Here is a 13748-nt window from a genome sequence, read left to right as displayed (position 1 = left end):
CTCCGCCGCCGTGGCATGCTCCTCCCCATGCGCTACCTCTTCCTGGGCGCCGGCGCGGTCGGCGGCACCATCGGCGGCCGTCTGCACCAGAGCGGCCGCGACGTCCTGCTGGTCGCCCGCGGCCCGCACCTGGCGGCGCTGCGCGCCGGCGGCCTGCGCCTGACCGTCCCGGACGGCACCCACCGGCTGGCGGTCCCGGCGGTGGGCGGCCCGGAGGAGGTCGAGCTGACGCCGGACGACGTGCTGGTGCTGGCGGTGAAGACCCAGCACTCGGCGGCCCTGCTCGACCGGTGGGCGCCCCGCCCGGTCGCGGGCGGCGGGACGGCGGGCGAGCGGCTGCCGCTGGTGTGCGCGCAGAACGGCGTGGAGAACGAGCGGCTGGCGCTGCGCCGCTTCGCCCGGGTGTACGGCATGTGCGTGTGGCTGCCCTCCTCCCACCTGGAGCCGGGCGCGGTCTCGGCGGCCGGCTCGCCCCGCTCGGGCGTGCTGCACCTGGGCCGCTACCCGCACGGCACGGACGGGACGGCCGCCCGGATCGTCGCCGACCTGGCCGACTCGCACTTCGACGGGTACGCCGCCCCGGACGTGATGGCCTGGAAGTACGCGAAGCTGCTGAGCAACCTGGGCAACGCGCTGGAGGCGGTGGCCGGTCCGATCGACGGCGAGCTGCGGACGCGGGTGTGGCGGCGGCTCGGGGCGGAGGGGCGGGCGGCATTGGCGGCCGCCGGGATCGCCCACCCGTCCGAGGAGGAGCAGCGGGCCCGGCGCGGCGACCGGGTGACGCTGGTGCCGCTGGCGGGCGCGGTGCGCGGCGGCGGTTCGTCCTGGCAGTCGCTGGCGCGCGGCACCGGCGACATCGAGGCGGACTACCTGAACGGCGAGGTCGTCCTGCTGGGCCGCCTGCACGGCGTCCCGACCCCGCTCAACGAGGCCCTGCAGCGCCTGGCCGCCGACTTCGCCCGCGCGGGCCGCCCGGCGGGCTCCCTCCCGGACGCCGACCTGGCCGCCCTGCTCGACCTCTGACCCGCCGGACGCGGACCTGGCCCCCGTCCGACCCGACCCGCCGCCGGGAGGGCCTCACGCCACCGGGTCGTCCGGCCCGTACGGGCGCAGCCGCAGCGTGCGGGCGTCGGTGGAGCGGATGGCCGGGGCGGAGGCCACCAGCGTCTCCAGGTTGTCGCGCCCGGCGTGCAGGAAGCGCCCGTGCAGGCCGTCGAAGCGGCCGCGGGCGGCGTCGACGGTGACGGCGACCATGTACGGGATGGAGCCCCAGGCCTTCATGTCCCGGAACACCGCCATGCCGGCGGTCATCTCGGTGGCGACCGCGCCGGGGCTGATGTCGAGCACCACGACACCGTGCCTGCCGACCGAGTCGGCGATGTTGTCGGAGAGTTGGAGCAGCGCGCCCTTGGAGGTGGCGTACGCGGTGTAGTGGCCGTCGGGGCGCAGCGCGAAGCCGCTGTTGAGGTTGATGACGCGACCGCTGCGGCGCCGCACCATGCCGGGCAGGACGTTGCGCAGCAAGTTGTAGGGGCCGCGCAGGTTGGTCTCGACGACCTGCCACCACTGGGCGGGGTCGGTCTCCCAGATCGGCACCTCGGCGTGGTCGACCTGCCCGGCGTTGTTGACCAGCAGGTCGACGGGGCCGAGGTCGCGCTCGATCGAGCGGACGGCCTCCCGGACGGCGCCGGGGCGGGTGACGTCGGCGGTGACGGCGACGCCGCGGGCGCCGTGCCGGACGCACTCCTTGAGGGTGGCGGTCAACGTGTCCTGGGTGCGGCCGACCAGACCGACGGCCATGCCCTCGGCGGCGAGCCCGATGGCGATCTCGCGGCCGATGCCGCGTCCGGCCCCCGTGACCAGTCCGACCTGTCCGGTGAGTGACCCCGTCCCCATCTGCCTGCTCCCTCCTCCGGCTGGACCTCCGCATTGTGGTCCCCGCCCGGAGGCGCACGGGGGGAGCGCGCGCGGCGCACCACGGTTGCCCACCCGTTCGGCTCAGCGCCCGGCGCGGCGCCGCCGACGGGACGCACCGATGTGAACGGGCGTTAAGGCAGGTAGTACCGTCGTCCGGGCGGGCCACGGCGCCCGCGAAACTCCCGGCCGGGTGACCCCCGGCTCAGTCCGAAGGGCATTTGAGTGAGCGACATCGCACGCGTCGGAGTAGTCGGCTGCGGCCTCATGGGATCGGGCATCGCCGAGGTCTTCGCCCGTTCCGGCCTGGACGTGCTGGTCTCGGAGGCCAACGGCGAGGCCCTGGAGCTCGGGCGGACCAGGCTGACCAACTCGCTGGAGACCGCGGTGCGGCGCGGCAAGCTGTCCGAGCCGGACCGGGACGCGGCGCTGTCCCGGCTGTCCTTCACCACCGAGCTCACCGACTTCCACGACCGGGACCTGGTGGTCGAGGCGGTCGCCGAGCGCGAGGACGTCAAGGTCAAGATCTTCCAGACCCTCGACCGGACGGTGACCCGGCGGGACGCCGTCCTGGCCTCCAACACCTCCTCCATCCCGATCGTGAAGCTCGCCGCCGCGACCGGCCGCCCCGAGCAGGTGATCGGCCTGCACTTCTTCAACCCGGCGCCGGTGCAGAAGCTGGTCGAGGTCATCCCGACCCTGACCACCTCCGCCGAGACCACCACCCGGGCCGAGCAGTTCGCCGTCGAGGTGCTCGGCAAGGAGCCGATCCGCGCCCGCGACCGGGCCGGCTTCGTGGTCAACGCCCTGCTGGTCCCCTACCTGCTCTCCGCCGTCCGGATGTTCGAGACCGGCGTGGCCACCGCCGCCGACATCGACAAGGGCATGGAGGCCGGCTGCGCCCACCCGATGGGCCCGCTGCGCCTGTGCGACCTGATCGGCCTGGACACCATCGTCTCGATCGCCGAGTCGATGTACGACGAGTACAAGGAGCCCCTGTACGCGGCGCCCCCGCTGCTGTCCCGGATGGTCGACGCGGGCCTGCTGGGCCGCAAGTCCGGCCGCGGCTTCTACGACTACACCGCCTCCTGAACCACCCGTACCTCCGGGGGAGTTGCGACCTCCCCCGCCCGGCCGGACGCTCGGCCGCCCCGGCTTCGTGACGGGGGCGGCCGACCGTCCGGTCCGGACCGGCGAGCCGTAGCCTCGGCGGGTGACAGAGACACTTCCCTCCCCCGCCCCCGGCTGGGACGCGCTGCTCCCGGCCCTCTCGGTGGACCGCCGGCTCTCCCCCGCGACGGTGTCCGCGCTGGTCGCCGGCCCCGACCCGGGGGTGCGGTACCGCGCCTGGAGCAACCCCGTGCTGCCGGTACCGGACCTGGTGGCGCTGCTGCTGGAGCCGAGGACGGCCGAGTACGCCGTGCGCGACCCGGCCGTCCCGCCCGCCGTGATGCACCGGATGCTCGCCCTGGCGACCCCGCACGCCGAGAACGCGCGCCAGGCAGGGCGTCAGGGGCTGGCGTAGCGGGCGACGTCGGCGATCCGGCAGCTGACCGGGCCGTGCGGGTCGGCGGTGCCCTGGGCCTGCTCGACGGCGTCCTGTCCGGGCGGGACGGGCCCGGCGGCGGCGACGCCGACGGTGACCTGCCGGCCGGTGCCGTCCTCGAAGGCGATCTGCACCACGTAGTTGCTGGTGGTGGCGGTGCGGTTGGTGATCCGGACGGTCGCGGCGGGCCACCGCAGTTCGTCGTCCACCCGGCAGGCGGTCACCTCGACGTCGCCGGCGGCGGCCCGCCCGGTGTCGTCCGCGCCCTGCGCCGCCGAACCACCGCCGCCGCCCGGTGCGCAGCCCGCCAGCACGAGCACCAGCACGGCGGTCGGGCAGGCGGTGGCACTCGCTCGGATGCGCATGGTTCCCCCTCGGGCCGGACACGGGTCGAGGCCGACGCTACGAGCCGCCGGGGCCGCCCGCCCCGAATGTGTCCGATCCGTAATAACCGTGCGGAGCAAGTGTGTTGACGGTACGTCAGCGAATCAACGCCGGCGCGGCGAACGGCCCGGCGCGTGCGGGCGCCGGGCCGTTCGGGCCGGAGGGGGAGGGGGCGGGGTCAGCCGTTGATCTGGTACGGGTCGCCGTAGACCTTCCACTTGAGCGGCGGGTTGAGGTCGAAGTTCTTGGCGTTGAGGAAGACCAGCTGCTCGGTGTCGACCCGGCTGGTGTCGGCGTGCGCCTCCTCCTGCTTCATGATCACCTTCCGGGCGTCCAGGAAGGCCTTCAGGTAGGTGGCCTCGTCGCCGCCCTGGGCGGGGGTCTTGGCCTTCTTCATGGCGGTGGCGCGGATCCCGCCGAAGCTGTCGGAGCTGCTGCCGGGGCCGTGCATCACGATGGCGTCGTAGTAGACGAACTGGCCGAGCGCGCGCAGCCCGTCCGCCTTGGCCTGCTTGACCGAGGGGTTGAAGTACACCCGGTCGCGCTCGTCGTTCTGGGCCCGCTGGAAGACGGTGTCCTTGGCGGCGGTCTTCCAGTCGTTGACGAAGGCGCTGCCGAGGCCGGAGTGCGAGTCGGTGCCGTCGACCCTCTCCAGCGCGGGCAGGTACTTGGCCAGGACGTTGCCGGGCTTGAGGTCGGTGTAGTGCTGGACGAGTTCGAGCATGTCACCGGTGCCGGAACAGAAGCCGATGACGCCCGCGGTGTAGCCGCGGCCGTCACCGATGTCCTCGATGTACTTGTACTGGGCCTTCCAGTCGAGCGAGGAGTTCTCCGCCGAGGAGACCAGCTCCATGGCGATCTCCTTCTTGGCCGGGTCGTCCAGCCCGACGGCCGCCACCGCCGCGGTGCGCACGGCGCCCGCCTCGGGGGCGGCGGCGTGGCCGGTCCCGGCCGCGGCCAGGGTCAGCGGGAGGGCGCCGACCAGGACCGCGAGGGCGGCCCGGGCGGTGCGGTTGGTGCGGGCGGTGCGGTGCTTGCTGAGGTGCATCTGACGCTCCGTCTGCCGGCTGCGGGCAAGGGGTGCCCGCAAGCGAGGGTTAGGAAAGTTTCCTAACCAAGATTGAAGCGTCCGCATCACGCCCGCGCAAGACGTACGACCGAATCGGCCCGGCACCCGCCGCCCCCGCCCGTCACCCCGTCCGCCGCCCCGCGCCCGGAAAACCGCTGGCCACCGGGCCCGCCGGCCGCCATCCTGGGCACGATGGAGATCCGTGAAGCCACCGCCGAGGACTGGGCCGCCGTCTGGCCGTTCTTCCACCGCATCGTCGCCGCCGGCGAGACGTTCACCTACCCGGCGGACCTGACGTCCGACACCGCCCGGGGCTGGTGGATGCTGCCCGCCCCCAACCGCACCGTGGTCGCCGTCGACGAGGCCACCGGCACCGTCCTCGGCACCGCCAAGATGAACAACAACCAGGCGGGCAACGGCGCCCACGTCGCCAGCGCCAGCTTCATGGTCGACCCGGAGCACGCCGGCCGCGGCACCGGCCGGGCCCTGTGCGCCGAAGCCCTCCGCTGGGCCCGCGAACGGGGCTTCCGCGCCATGCAGTTCAACGCCGTGGTCGCCACCAACACCCGGGCCGTCGGCCTCTACCGCTCACTCGGCTTCGAGATCCTCGGCACCGTCCCCGAGGGTTTCCACCACCCCCGCCTGGGCTACGTCGGCCTGCACGTCATGCACCGACCGCTGTAGCCGGCCGCGGCCCGGCCGCCCGGCCCTCCCGCACCACCGCCGGCCGCGACAGGACCGTCACCAGCAGCGACGCCCCGGCCAGCGCGCCGATCGCCCAGCGCACCTCCACCAGCTGCGCCAGTCCGCCCGCCAGCGCCGCGCCGAGGCCCTGCCAGGCGATCCGCCCCGCCGACTCCACCCCCTGCACCTGGCCCCGGACGGCGTCCGGCGTCAGCGCCAGCAGCCGCTCCTGCAACGGCAGCGTCGCCGCGAACCCGACGCCCGCCGCCCCCACCGCCAGCACCGCCGCCCACCCCGGCGGCCGCGCCGCCAGCAGCAGGAACGGGGCCGCCAGCAGCAGCCGCAGCCTGTACGCCAGCCGGGCCCGCCCCGCCGCGTCCAGCAGCCGGCCCACCAGCAGGTCGCCCGCCAGCATCCCGGCCGAACTCGCCGCCAGCAGCATCCCGGCGGCCCCCGGCGCGTACGGCAGGAACAGCGCCTCGCAGCCCACCACCAGCCCGTTGGGCACCCACAGGTTCAGCAGCAGCGCCCGCCGCCCGGGGCGGCCCAGCAGCTCGACGTTGCCCCGCCAGGTCTCCCGCAGCCCCGGCCGGCGCGGCGGCCGCACCGACCGCTCCCGCACCGTCGCCGCCACCACCGCCGTCGCCAGCGCCGTCAATGCCGCCGCCACGCCCATCAGTTGGTACGGCGTCAGCACCGCCAGCAGCGCCCCGCCCAGCGCGAAGCCCAGCACCGACGCCCCGCCCGCGGTGACGTTCATCAGCGACCGGGCGAGCGCGTAGCCCTCCGGCGGCACGATCTCCGCGAGCAGGCCCATCCGCGTCCCCGTGCCCAGCGACTGGAAGAACCCGACCAGCAGCAGCAGCCCGAACCGCGCCGCCAGCGGCAGGGCCGGCACCGCCTGCGCCGCCGCCGCGGCCAGCGCCAGCAGGTGCAGCGACACCAGCGTCCGGCGCGGCCGCTCCCCGTCCGCGACCGACATCAGCGTCAGCGCGCCCAGCAGGGCCGTGAACGACGACCCGTACATGCTCACCGCCGTGAGGAACGGCGACCCGGTGCGCTCCCGCACCAGCGCGCCCAGCGCGAAGCCGGACAGCGTCCCGGCCCCCGCCAGCAGCGTGAAACCGGCGTACAGCCCCGCGAACTCCCGCTGCCGCAGCAGCGCCCGATATCCGTGTTCAGTCATGAAAAAAGCCTCCGACGCTGCCGCGGGGGCGCGTTCGAAGGCTGACACCGAGAACGTAGCACCCTCGGGCCGGGCCGCGCAAAACCCCTCCCCCGCACGGGTTTTCGCCCCCTCGCCCGCCCGCACCTGCCCGCGCCCGCCCGCACCCGCCCGTTCTGGCACAGTGACCGCCATGCGCACGCGATCCGTCATCACGCGAACCGCCGCCGGCGGCCTGGCCGCCGGCCTCGCCCTCGCCCTCAGCTCCTGCGACTTCCCGGGCGGCGGCTCGAAGAGCGTCGACGCCGCAGCGGCCGCCTCCGCCTCCGCCTCCCCCTCCGAAGGCGACTGGGCCGAACTCGCCGACATCGACCCCGGCCTGGCCGCCGACCAGGAGAAGGCGATCGCCGCCGCCGACACGGTCTGCGAGGCCCTCAAGGCCGGCGAGGACGCGGACGAGGTCGCCCGCACCGCCGGCGCCGAGTTCACCGACGACCAGATCAAGCCCGGCCCCGGCGACGTCAGCCGGATCATCGAGGTCCTGAAGTCCACCACCTGCGGGTAGCCCCCGGACACGGCGGAGCCCCGCCGCTCCCCCACCCGGGGGCGCGACGGGGCTCCTGCCGTACGACGGGCCGTCAGGCCCCGCGCAGCACCGCGCCGGTCCGCTCGCCGGCCACCGCGACCGCCGACGCGCGGGCCGCCGACGCCTCGTCGGCCGTCAGCGTCCGGTCGGTGGCCCGGAAGCGCAGCGTGTACGCCAGCGACTTCTTGCCCGCGCCCGCCTGCTCGCCGGTGAACACGTCGAACAGCCGCAGCGACTCCAGCAGTTCGCCCGCGCCCTCGCGCAGCGCCGCCTCCACGTCCGCGGCGTGCACGCCCGCGTCCACGATCAGCGCCACGTCCTGGGTCGCCACCGGGTAGGCGGAGACCGGCGGGCCGGAGACCCGGCGGCCGTCCTCGAACAGCAGGTCCAGGTCGAGCTCCATCGCGCTGGTGCGCTCCGGCAGGTGCAGCGCCTTGACGACGCGCGGGTGCAGCTCGCCGGCGTGGCCGACGACCTCCTCGCCGACCAGCAGCTCGGCGCAGCGCCCCGGGTGCCACGGCGCGTGCTGCGCCTGGCGGACCGTCAGCTCCACGCCCGCGGCGGCGGCGACCACCCGGGCCGCCTCGACCGCGTCCGCCCAGCCGGACGGCGCGCCCTTGCCCCACCAGCCGGACGGCAGCCGCTCGCCGGTCAGCGCGACGGCGACCCGGCGCGGCTGGTCGGGGAGGGCGGCGTTCAGCTCGGCGAGCTGCTCCTCGGTCGGGCGGCGGTCCACCGGCAGCCGCGGCGCGACCTTCGGCTCGGCCTTGGGCAGGAACACCGTGCCGGTCTCGAACAGCGCCAGGTCGGTGTTGCCGCGCCCCACGTTGCGCCGCAGCGCGCCCAGCAGGCCCGGCAGCAGGGTGGTGCGCAGCGCCGGCTCGGCGTCGTTCAGCGGGTTGACCAGCTTCACGGTGCGCCGGCGCGCGTCGTCCGCGTCCAGCCCGAGGGCGTCGAACGCGGCCTCGCCGACGAACGGGTACGCGTTGATCTCCACGTAGCCCGCGCCGGCCAGCGCCACGCCGACCCGCCGGTGGAAGCGCTGCGCCTCGCTCAGGCCGCGCCCGGGCGGGGTGACCGGCATCCGGGCGGGGACGTTGTCGTAGCCCTCCAGCCGGATGACCTCCTCCGCGAGGTCGTACGGGTCGGTCAGGTCGGGCCGCCAGGACGGCGGGGTGACCTCCAGGACGTCCGTCCCGACGACGGTGCAGCCGACCTCCTGCAGGCGGCGGGTGACGGTCTCGCGGCCGTACTCGGCACCGGCGACGCGGTCGGGCAGGTCGGCGTCGATCGGGATGGTGCGCACCGGGTGCGGGGCGGCGATGTCGGTGACGCCGGCCTCGGCGGTGCCGCCGGCGATCAGCACCAGCAGGTCGACGGCGCGCTGCGCGGCGGCCCGGGCCGCCTCCGGGTCGACGCCGCGCTCGAAGCGCTTGGACGCCTCGGAGGGCAGCTTGTGGCGCTTGGCGGCGCGGGCGATGGCGACCGGCTCGAAGTGCGCGGCCTCGATGATGATGTCGGTGGTGCCGGAGGCCAGGCCGGTCCTGGCGTCGAAGACCGGGTCGAGGATCTCGGTGGTGGCACCGCCCATGACGCCGGCCAGGCCGATCGGGCCCGAGTCGTCGCAGATCAGCAGGTCCTCGGCGGACAGCTCGCGCCGCACGCCGTCCAGCGTGGTGAGCTCCTCGCCCCCCACCGCCCGGCGGACCTGGATCGGCCCGTCCACCCGGTTGCGGTCGTAGGCGTGCAGCGGCTGGCCGACCTCCAGCATCACGTAGTTGGTGATGTCGACGGCCAGCGAGATCGGGCGGATCCCGGCCTTCTGCAGGCGGCGCTGCAGCCAGATCGGCGACTTCGCGCCCGGGTCGACGCCGGTGACGGTGCGCGCCACGAAGCGGTCGCAGCCCACCGGGTCGGCGACCTTCACCGGGTAGCCGTAGGAGTTGGCCGGCGGCACGTCCAGCAGCGCCGGGTCGGCCAGCGGCAGGCCGTACGCGGCGGCGGCCTCGCGGGCCACGCCGCGCATCGAGAGGCAGTAGCCGCGGTCGGGGGTGACCGCGATGTCGAGCACCTCGTCGACCAGCTGCAGCAGTTCGAGGGCGTCGGTGCCGGCCTCGTACTCGGGCGGCAGCACGATGATGCCGTTGTGGTCGTCGCCCATGCCCAGCTCGCGGGCGGAGCAGATCATGCCGGCCGAGGTGTGGCCGTAGGTCTGCCGGGCGGAGATCGGGAACGGGCCGGGCAGCACGCCGCCGGGCAGGATCACCACGACCTTGTCGCCGACCTGGAAGTTGGTGGCGCCGCAGACGATCTCCTGCGGCTCGCCGGTGCCGTTGGCGGTGCCGACGTTGACGAAGCAGTGCCGGATCGGCTTCTTGAAGCCGGTCAGCTCCTCGATCGAGAGCACCTCGCCGACCACCAGCGGGCCCTTGATGTCGGCACCGACCTGCTCGACGGTCTCCACCTCGAGACCCGCGCGGACCAGCCGGGCCGCGACGTCCCGGCCGGTCTCGCCGGCCGGCAGGTCGACGTACTCGCGCAGCCAGGAAAGCGGGACGCGCATCAGATCTCCATCCCGAACGGGAGGGTGAAGCGGACGTCACCCTCGACCATGTCGCGCATGTCGGCGACGTTGTGACGGTTCATCAGGATCCGCTCCAGGCCCAGGCCGAAGGCGAATCCGCTGTAGCGGCCGGGGTCGATGCCCGCGGCGACCAGCACCCGCGGGTTGACCACGCCGCAGCCGCCCAGCTCGATCCAGCCCTCGGAGGAGCAGGTCCGGCACGGGCGGTCGGGGTTGCCCACCGAGGCGCCGCGGCACACGAAGCACTGGAGGTCGATCTCGGCGCTGGGCTCGGTGAACGGGAAGTACGAGGGGCGCCAGCGCAGTTCGAGGCCGCCGCCGATCAGCTTCTCGACCAGCACCTCGATGGTGCCCTTGAGGTGGCCGAAGGTGATGCCCTCGTCCACCGCGATCGCCTCGACCTGGCGGAACACCGGGGTGTGGGTGGCGTCCAGCTCGTCGGTGCGGTAGACCCGGCCGGGGCTGACCGCGTACAGCGGCGGCTCGCCGGCCAGCATCGCGCGGATCTGCACCGGGGAGGTCTGGGTGCGCAGCACCATGCCGGAGTCGGCGGTGCCGTCGGGGGCCTCGACGAAGAAGGTGTCCTGCATCGAGCGGGCCGGGTGGTCGGCGTGCAGGTTGAGCGCGTCGAAGTTCAGCCACTCCGCCTCGACCTCGGGGCCGGACGCCACCTGGTAGCCCATCGCGACGAAGGTGTCCTCGATGCGCTCGGCGAGCGTGGTCAGCGGGTGCCGGGCGCCGCGCGGCACCCGGCCGTACGGCAGGGTGACGTCCACCGCCTCCTCGACCAGCACCCGCGCGTCGCGCTCCGCCTCCAGCTCCACCTGGCGCTTGGCCAGGGCCTGGTTGACGGCTCCGCGGGCCTGGCCGATCAGCTTGCCCGCGGCGGCCTTGGCCTGCGGGGGCAGGGCGCCGATCTCGCGGTTGGCGAGCGAGAGCGGGGAGCGGTCGCCGGTGTGCGCGACCTTCGCCTGCTTGAGCTCGTCGAGGTCGGCGGCGGCGGCGAAGGCTGCGATCGCCTCGTCCCGGGCCTGTTCCACCACCTCGGGCTTGAGGGCCTCGACCTCGACCGGGTCGTACGACTTGTTGGGTGCCGACATCTCTATCTTTCCCGTGCTCCTGCTCGTGATCAGGTCTGCTGCGTCGCCGGGCGTCCAAGAACGCCAAGGGTCGAGTGTAGTCGCAGGCCGCGACCCCCCACGGCGGCGGACCGCGCCGCGCACCGGGTCAGAGCATGAAGTCGGGGACGCCCGCGGGCAGCACGAACCGGAACCTGGCGCCGCCGTCGTCGGCCCGGCTGATCCGGATCACCCCGCCGTGCGCCTCCACGATGCCCTTGACGATGTACAGGCCAAGGCCGGTGCCGCCGCGCTTGGAGCCCCGCCAGAACCGGGTGAACACCCGTGGCATCGCCTCCTCGGGGATGCCCGCGCCCTGGTCGCTGACGGTGACCGCGGTGCCCTGGACCACCCGCGGCGGGGTGCCCGGCACCTCCACCAGTTCCCTGCCCGGGCCGACCTCGATGGTCACGGTGCCCTCGCCGTGCCGCACCGCGTTCTCCAGCAGGTTCCCCAGCACCTGGTCGATCTTGTCCGGGTCGCCCCACTGCTCGGCGGGCGGCCCGGCCACCCGGATGTCGAAGCGCTCGGCGGGGATCCCGGCGGCGACCTTCCCGGCCACGTGCCGGTGCACGGCGGCCGCCAGGTCGATCCGCTGCCGGCGGATCTCCAGCCGGCCGGCGTCGATCCGGGAGATGTCCAGCAGCTCGGCGATCAGCCGCACCACCCGGTCGGCGTCCGCGTCGACGGTCTCCAGCATCACCCGCTTCTGGCCGTCGTTGAACCGCTCCCACTTGGCCAGCAGCGTCGCCGTGAAGCCCTTGACGCTGGTCAGCGGGGAGCGCAGCTCGTGCGCGACGGTGGCGATCAGCTCGGCGTGCGAGCGCTCGGTGCGCCGCCGCGCCTCGGTGCCGCGCAGCGTCACGACCACCTGCCGCACCGGCCCGCCGGGCGCCTCGCGCACGTACTTGGCGCACACCAGCACCTCGCGGCCGTCCAGCAGCAGGTTCCGCTCGGGCTGCCCGGTGCGCGTCGCGAGCCCGCCGTACGGGTCGGTGACCCGCCACCAGCGGCGGCCGTCCAGGTCCTCCAGCGGCAGCGCCCGGTCCAGTCCGACGCCGATCGCGTGGCGCGCGGAGCGGCCGGTGATCCGTTCCGCGGCCCGGTTGAAGACCACCACCCGGCCCTGCGCGTCCGCGACCACCAGCCCGTCCGGCAGGTCGTCAGGTCCGACCGGTGCCCAGTTGACGCCGCCCATGGGTGTCCTCCCCGCCCGCCCCCTCGCAGGCCCAGGAACCGACCCTAGCGCGCCCGGGCCTCGGCGCGACACCCGCCGCGGGAGCGCTGGGCGCGCGCGGAGGCGTACAGGCACACGGCGGCGGCGGTCGCGAGGTTCAGGCTCTCCGCGTGCCCGTGGATGGGCACCCGCACCACCTCGTCCGCCAGTGCGCGGGTCTCCTCCGGCAGGCCCCAGGCCTCGTTGCCGAACACCCAGGCGCACGGGCCCTGCAGGGTGCCCTCGTCCAGCTCCTGGTCGAGGTCGCGCTGCCCGGCCCCGTCCGCGGCCAGCACCCGCACCCCGGCCGCCCGCAGCCGCGCCACCGCCTCCTCCACCGGCACCCCGGTCGCCACCGGCAGGTGGAACAGGCTCCCGACGGACGCCCGCACCGCCTTCGGGTTGTACGGGTCCACCGAGGCGTCGGTCAGCACCACCGCGTCCGCCCCGGCCGCGTCCGCGGTGCGCAGCACGGTGCCCGCGTTGCCGGGGTCGCGCACGTGCGCGAGCACCGCGACCAGCTTCGGCCGGGCGGCCAGCACCTGCTCGAACGGGGTGTCGATGAACCGGCACAGCGCCACGATGCCCTGCGGGGTGACGGTGTCGCAGATGTCCGCGACGACCTCCTCGGTGGCGCTCAGCACCGGCACCCCGGCCGCCCGCGCGGCGGCCACGATCTCGGCGTGCCGCCCGGCGGCCTCCGGCGTCGCGTACACCTCGACCACCGCGTGCTCCCCGCCCGGCAGCCGTCCGAACGCCACCGCCTCCCGCACGGCCTGCGGGCCCTCGGCCAGGAAGCGCCGCTCCTTGCCGCGCTGGTTGCGCTTGGCGAGCCGGCGGGCGGCGACGACGCGCGGGGAGCGCAGGGAGGTCAGCAGGGGGGTCTCGGTGCTCATGCTCACGATCTTCGTCACGGAAGGGCAGGGGCGCGGTACGCCACGGACCCGCAGGCCGGGCGGCCTGCGGGTCCGGGGAACGCTTTCAGGGCGACGGCCTGGATCAGGCGGCGACCTTGGGGGCGTTGACGTCCGCCGGGAGCGCCTTCCGGGCGACCTCGACCAGGGCGTTGAACGCCACGGAGTCGTTCACCGCGAGGTCGGCCAGCATCTTGCGGTCGATCTCCACGCCCGCGGCCTTGAGGCCCTGGACGAAGCGGTTGTAGGTGATGCCGTTGGCACGGGCAGCGGCGTTGATGCGCTGGATCCAGAGCTGGCGGAAGTCGCCCTTGCGCTTCTTGCGGTCGTTGAAGTTGTAGACGAGCGAGTGGGTGACCTGCTCCTTGGCCTTGCGGTACAGGCGCGAACGCTGACCGCGGTAGCCGGAGGCCCGCTCGAGGATGACCCGGCGCTTCTTGTGGGCGTTCACTGCCCGCTTGACGCGTGCCACTTCATTACTCCTTGGTTCCGGACCTCGGGTCGTGCCGGCGGTCCGTTATTCGATTCGGTCGGAAAGGATCAGCGGGTGCCCGCGGCGCGGCCGCGG

At 74.6% G+C, this 13748-nt stretch carries 14 protein-coding genes; 5 read left to right on the top strand and 9 right to left on the bottom strand.

Features of this window, described 5'->3' with window-relative positions; genetic code table 11:
• The first annotated feature begins 27 nt into the window (after positions 1–27).
• Positions 28–1023, top strand: coding sequence for a ketopantoate reductase family protein (locus tag OO48_RS23205; protein ID WP_033219397.1), 996 nt, complete (start codon positions 28–30; stop codon positions 1021–1023).
• A gap of 54 nt (positions 1024–1077) precedes the next feature.
• Here OO48_RS23205 and OO48_RS23200 read toward each other — a convergent pair whose 3' ends face one another.
• Positions 1078–1896, bottom strand: a complete 819-nt coding sequence (locus OO48_RS23200; RefSeq protein ID WP_033219395.1) for an SDR family NAD(P)-dependent oxidoreductase — start codon at positions 1894–1896, stop codon at positions 1078–1080.
• A 243-nt stretch (positions 1897–2139) separates the two neighbouring features.
• Between OO48_RS23200 and OO48_RS23195 the strand changes: the two genes are divergently transcribed.
• Together OO48_RS23195 and OO48_RS23190 are read left to right on the top strand one after the other, a co-directional pair.
• The gene (locus OO48_RS23195) at positions 2140–3006 is read left to right on the top strand and encodes a 3-hydroxybutyryl-CoA dehydrogenase (protein ID WP_081952316.1); all 867 of its coding nucleotides are present in this window, start codon (positions 2140–2142) and stop codon (positions 3004–3006) included.
• Positions 3007–3127: 121 nt separating this feature from the next.
• Positions 3128–3439 carry a hypothetical protein gene (locus OO48_RS23190; protein ID WP_157845517.1) on the top strand — a complete coding sequence of 104 codons (312 nt, stop codon included), beginning with the start codon at positions 3128–3130 and terminating at the stop codon, positions 3437–3439.
• Here OO48_RS23190 and OO48_RS38485 read toward each other — a convergent pair.
• Both OO48_RS38485 and OO48_RS23180 read right to left on the bottom strand, forming a co-directional pair.
• A complete protein-coding gene (locus OO48_RS38485; protein ID WP_033219389.1) occupies positions 3424–3825 on the bottom strand; it encodes a hypothetical protein in 402 nt (133 codons plus the stop codon). The two genes, OO48_RS23190 and OO48_RS38485, sit on opposite strands and share 16 nt — an antisense overlap.
• A 197-nt stretch (positions 3826–4022) precedes the next feature.
• Complete coding sequence (locus OO48_RS23180; RefSeq protein WP_033219386.1) at positions 4023–4892, bottom strand: chitosanase; 870 nt, start codon at positions 4890–4892, stop codon at positions 4023–4025.
• Between the two features lie 213 nt (positions 4893–5105).
• Here OO48_RS23180 and OO48_RS23175 point away from each other — a divergent pair, with 213 nt between their 5' ends.
• Complete coding sequence (locus tag OO48_RS23175) at positions 5106–5597, top strand: GNAT family N-acetyltransferase (protein WP_033219384.1); 492 nt, start codon at positions 5106–5108, stop codon at positions 5595–5597.
• On the opposite strand, the gene OO48_RS23170 is transcribed toward OO48_RS23175, so the two are convergent.
• Positions 5578–6783, bottom strand: coding sequence for an MFS transporter (locus tag OO48_RS23170; protein WP_051732559.1), 1206 nt, complete (start codon positions 6781–6783; stop codon positions 5578–5580). The two genes, OO48_RS23175 and OO48_RS23170, sit on opposite strands and share 20 nt — an antisense overlap.
• A gap of 172 nt (positions 6784–6955) precedes the next feature.
• Between OO48_RS23170 and OO48_RS23165 the strand changes: the two genes are divergently transcribed.
• Positions 6956–7327: a hypothetical protein gene (locus tag OO48_RS23165; protein ID WP_157845516.1), complete on the top strand. Its 372-nt coding sequence runs from the start codon at positions 6956–6958 to the stop codon at positions 7325–7327.
• 73 nt (positions 7328–7400) lie between these two features.
• Here OO48_RS23165 and pheT read toward each other — a convergent pair whose 3' ends face one another.
• The 5 genes from pheT to rplT all read right to left on the bottom strand — a co-directional run bounded on the left by pheT (position 7401) and on the right by rplT (position 13652).
• On the bottom strand, positions 7401–9911 hold the full coding sequence (gene pheT, locus OO48_RS23160) for a phenylalanine--tRNA ligase subunit beta (RefSeq protein WP_033219382.1): 2511 nt from the start codon (positions 9909–9911) through the stop codon (positions 7401–7403).
• A complete protein-coding gene (pheS, locus tag OO48_RS23155; RefSeq protein ID WP_033219381.1) occupies positions 9911–11032 on the bottom strand; it encodes a phenylalanine--tRNA ligase subunit alpha in 1122 nt (373 codons plus the stop codon). The genes pheT and pheS overlap by 1 nt, the downstream gene beginning before the upstream one ends.
• A 127-nt stretch (positions 11033–11159) precedes the next feature.
• On the bottom strand, positions 11160–12248 hold the full coding sequence (locus tag OO48_RS23150) for a sensor histidine kinase (protein WP_033219379.1): 1089 nt from the start codon (positions 12246–12248) through the stop codon (positions 11160–11162).
• A 44-nt stretch (positions 12249–12292) separates the two neighbouring features.
• Positions 12293–13162 carry a TrmH family RNA methyltransferase gene (locus OO48_RS23145; RefSeq protein WP_033219378.1) on the bottom strand — a complete coding sequence of 290 codons (870 nt, stop codon included), beginning with the start codon at positions 13160–13162 and terminating at the stop codon, positions 12293–12295.
• Positions 13163–13265: 103 nt separating this feature from the next.
• On the bottom strand, positions 13266–13652 hold the full coding sequence (rplT, locus tag OO48_RS23140) for a 50S ribosomal protein L20 (protein ID WP_033219377.1): 387 nt from the start codon (positions 13650–13652) through the stop codon (positions 13266–13268).
• Positions 13653–13748: the final 96 nt, after the last annotated feature.

The organism is Kitasatospora phosalacinea (assembly GCF_000716545.1).
Lineage (GTDB): Bacteria > Actinomycetota > Actinomycetes > Streptomycetales > Streptomycetaceae > Kitasatospora > Kitasatospora phosalacinea.
The sequence above is the reverse complement of the archived record's forward strand: the minus strand, read 5'-3'. Positions and strand labels throughout refer to the sequence as shown.

What these genes read in the sequence shown, in the direction of transcription:
- OO48_RS23145 (WP_033219378.1), bottom strand. Translation starts at nt 13,162, where the DNA reads ATGAGCACCGAGACCCCCCTGCTGACCTCCCTGCGCTCCCCGCGCGTC.
- OO48_RS23175 (WP_033219384.1), top strand. Translation starts at nt 5,106, where the DNA reads ATGGAGATCCGTGAAGCCACCGCCGAGGACTGGGCCGCCGTCTGGCCG.
- OO48_RS23170 (WP_051732559.1), bottom strand. Translation starts at nt 6,783, where the DNA reads ATGACTGAACACGGATATCGGGCGCTGCTGCGGCAGCGGGAGTTCGCG.
- OO48_RS23180 (WP_033219386.1), bottom strand. Translation starts at nt 4,892, where the DNA reads ATGCACCTCAGCAAGCACCGCACCGCCCGCACCAACCGCACCGCCCGG.
- OO48_RS23200 (WP_033219395.1), bottom strand. Translation starts at nt 1,896, where the DNA reads ATGGGGACGGGGTCACTCACCGGACAGGTCGGACTGGTCACGGGGGCC.
- OO48_RS38485 (WP_033219389.1), bottom strand. Translation starts at nt 3,825, where the DNA reads ATGCGCATCCGAGCGAGTGCCACCGCCTGCCCGACCGCCGTGCTGGTG.
- OO48_RS23150 (WP_033219379.1), bottom strand. Translation starts at nt 12,248, where the DNA reads ATGGGCGGCGTCAACTGGGCACCGGTCGGACCTGACGACCTGCCGGAC.
- OO48_RS23165 (WP_157845516.1), top strand. Translation starts at nt 6,956, where the DNA reads ATGCGCACGCGATCCGTCATCACGCGAACCGCCGCCGGCGGCCTGGCC.
- pheT (WP_033219382.1), bottom strand. Translation starts at nt 9,911, where the DNA reads ATGCGCGTCCCGCTTTCCTGGCTGCGCGAGTACGTCGACCTGCCGGCC.
- pheS (WP_033219381.1), bottom strand. Translation starts at nt 11,032, where the DNA reads ATGTCGGCACCCAACAAGTCGTACGACCCGGTCGAGGTCGAGGCCCTC.
- OO48_RS23205 (WP_033219397.1), top strand. Translation starts at nt 28, where the DNA reads ATGCGCTACCTCTTCCTGGGCGCCGGCGCGGTCGGCGGCACCATCGGC.